1 protein-coding gene is annotated in these 581 nt (G+C 68.7%); it reads left to right on the top strand.

Going from position 1 to position 581, the window contains the following annotated elements:
• Positions 1 to 581, top strand: a 581-nt coding sequence (locus tag GTW58_RS13645) for a hypothetical protein (protein ID WP_168023617.1), incomplete at both ends; no start/stop codon positions are given.

Raw genomic sequence — 581 nt, 5'->3', positions numbered from 1 at the left:
CTCGCGCCCATGACCCCTTCGGTCCCTGGCCCTGGTACCTGTGTCTGTTGGTGGGTGCCGCCTCACCTCAGCTGGGCATTGCCACAAGGCTGCGGTGGCCCTCGATCCTCCGCCACCACCGCGACCAGTCACTCCCGGCCCTGACCATGCGGCACGACGCCGTCATGGACGCTTTGGCCATGGTCCTGGGCGCACTCGTGGCCGGGGTGATCGCCATCATGGCCGGGTCCCTCGTCGGGGCCATGGCCGGCTCCGGGCTCCTGGTGATCTCGACCGCCATGCTGCTGCTGCATCCCACCGCCGGTCTCCCCGTGTGGGGCACAGCCCTGTGGGTGAGCTCGAGCAAGAACCTGAACCGCGCTGAACGTCGTCGTCGGCGTTCACGGCGCATCGTGCGGTTCCTTCCGGTTCTCGGTGGGGGTTGGTTGGGTCTGTTGTGGGGCTCCGTGCAGATCGGCCTTGTCTATTTCGCCGCCAGCATCGACGTCGTCGAGAGCATCGGCGCCCAGTTCGCGGCACTCGGTCTCCTGTCGGCGGTCTCCGCGGTGGTCACGGCCGGATTCGGTATCCGCCGCCCGGGG

This window comes from Kocuria subflava (assembly GCF_012163155.1).
GTDB classification, from domain to species: domain Bacteria; phylum Actinomycetota; class Actinomycetes; order Actinomycetales; family Micrococcaceae; genus Kocuria; species Kocuria subflava.
This window is presented reverse-complemented; position numbering and strand designations above follow the sequence as displayed.